At 29.2% G+C, this 2,252-nt stretch carries 4 protein-coding genes; 1 reads left to right on the top strand and 3 read right to left on the bottom strand.

All coding sequences use genetic code 11. From position 1 onward, the window contains the following. The 3 genes from H599_RS20095 to H599_RS0117695 form a co-directional block, all read right to left on the bottom strand. Window positions 1–359 (bottom strand): hypothetical protein (locus H599_RS20095; RefSeq protein WP_035141919.1); only part of this gene is annotated, 359 nt, incomplete at its 3' end. Window positions 360–564: 205 nt separating this feature from the next. Beyond that, window positions 565–1,179, bottom strand: coding sequence for a hypothetical protein (locus H599_RS0117690; RefSeq protein ID WP_026715335.1), 615 nt, complete (start codon window positions 1,177–1,179; stop codon window positions 565–567). Window positions 1,180–1,236: 57 nt separating this feature from the next. Continuing rightward, window positions 1,237–1,929, bottom strand: coding sequence for a hypothetical protein (locus H599_RS0117695; protein WP_026715336.1), 693 nt, complete (start codon window positions 1,927–1,929; stop codon window positions 1,237–1,239). Window positions 1,930–2,067: 138 nt separating this feature from the next. On the opposite strand from H599_RS0117695, the gene H599_RS21440 reads away from it, so the two are divergent. Continuing rightward, a complete protein-coding gene (locus tag H599_RS21440) occupies window positions 2,068–2,247 on the top strand; it encodes a cysteine peptidase family C39 domain-containing protein (RefSeq protein WP_026715337.1) in 180 nt (59 codons plus the stop codon). Window positions 2,248–2,252 lie beyond the last annotated feature (5 nt).

Consider the following 2,252-nt stretch of genomic DNA (forward strand, 5'->3'; position numbering starts at 1 on the left):
TTGCCACCCGAAACATTAAATACTATTGCATGAAAAGTTGCAGCATACAATTTATTAGGGTGTATATTCATATCGCCAGCCTTTTTATTTTTTTCCCGCTCATTATAATTTGTGAGCATCTCATCCAATGGTCTGATAGCATAGCGAATTTCAAAATCTTTGGCATTATTTATAAGCGCATACTCATAGTTCATTTGTTCATTCTCAATCGGCTGAGTTTCGGAATATTCGCCCAGTTGATTAAAAGTCATTTCTGCTCTATTAAGTAAATCGGTAAATTTTTTCGGTAAATTGTCCGAATTAAAAGAAGTCAGGATAACGAAGCAAAGCCCTGTAATAAAAAATCTTATTTTATTCATTGTTATCTGTTTAATATATTCTCAAAACACATTTATTGAATTTACATCCGAATATGTATGTTAAATGATTTAAATCAACAAAATCTAAAACATAGATTCTTGATTCATATAATAAAGAATAAGCTTTGACAAGATTTTTAAGTTGTCAAAGCCTATAAATTATTTGAAAAACTATATTTAAAATTCTAAGCTCTAAATACTGTCTTCATGACTTAAACTTCAACATACCCCATGTTTTATTTATCTCTTCATCTACCAAAGTATCATTTCCTTTATTATAAAAAAACAATATTTCAGCCCTCCCAACATTATCTTTATAAAATGTTATTTTTTTACACCTATCATATTTACCTTTATATTTATTAAGAATCCTTAAATTATAAATCACTCCTCTGTTTGCATTTACTTTTTCCAATTGTAATGTATCAAGATACCTCACTTTCGATAAAATTGTATCAGACTCATTTGAAATTACTACGTAGTTAATCTTATAAGGATTCCACCCTTTCCTTATAAGTTTTCCTCTTGGTGAGTTATCAGGTTTGGAATCTATCATTGCAAAAGCAACTTCTATATTATACTTTTCATTTTTTAGTCCGTGATCAAATGAACTTTGTATAACTTTTTCATTAGAGCTATAACAAATTTCAGCCTGTACTCCATAATAACCACTAGGCACCCCATATATCATATTATACCTATTATTACTTGCTTTTTCTTTAAACTTTTCATCTAATTGATTTTGTGCATACAAAGAAAAACCAGTATAAATAAGCATTAATAAAATAAGAAAACAATCAAATCTTTTCTTTTTTTGCATTTTGTAATTTGAGTTTAAAAAAACATCCAACTATATTTATCTTTCAAATAATCTGTTTTATTGACATATTCCATTTATAGCAGCGTATTTTTCCATGCAATTTGCAGGAACATAGAAATCCGCACCACCATTTTGAGGATCTTTACAATAATATTGAGAACCATCAGCTGATACACTCATTATTACTATTGCATGAAGAGTTGATTCACCACTCCCACTTGAACTATATTTACGATATACTCCTATTGCAAAATTATTTCCTCCAGCATTTATAAAATTACTTAAATCTTGTGTATTAGTTATATTTGCCCTATTGAAATATTGATCAACAAAATTTGTAAACACTGACGGCGAGACACCACCTGATGCGGGTGGAATATATCCGGAACCGATAGCAGATGAATAGATAGAATTGTAACTTTGCTGCATACAAGCTAAAGAAAAATTCTCTCCTCCCATAAATAACTGATTTCCTATATATTCCATACTTTGAAACACACAGTCATTTGGTGGAAACCCACCTATACTTGAATACCCATTTGAACTTGAATACCCACCTGAACTTGAATATCCACCTGAACTTGAATATCCATAACTTCCAGAACTTAAATTCCCATTTATATAAGAATCGACAAAAGCATACCAAACACTAGCATCTATACCACCAACTACTTTAGTCATTTCCTCTTTGTGAAGTGTTTCCATTTCCTGTTCTAGCAACTCAAATGCTAATTTGGTTTTGTTTTTCATAGTTAAAATATGTTTAAGTTAAATAATAAGAGTAGTTTATAATTTTATCACAACACAATATTAGAAAAAAAATCTTATAAATAATATTTTTTTTCTAATAAAAAATATCTTACGTTTGCTTAATACTTAATTTCATCTATGCAATTATATAGTTTTCCATGTGACAGACAAATGGACATGATGGATTGTGGTCCTGCTTGTTTAAAAATGATAGCCAAACATTATGGCAAGTTTTACTTGGAATATAAATATTACGACATACGCCAAGTCATTGCATCTGCACTTACAAAAACAAAAGCATTAAAAGAAACTTTTTAATCTTT

This window comes from Flavobacterium daejeonense DSM 17708 (genome assembly GCF_000425425.1).
GTDB classification, from domain to species: Bacteria; Bacteroidota; Bacteroidia; order Flavobacteriales; family Flavobacteriaceae; genus Flavobacterium; species Flavobacterium daejeonense.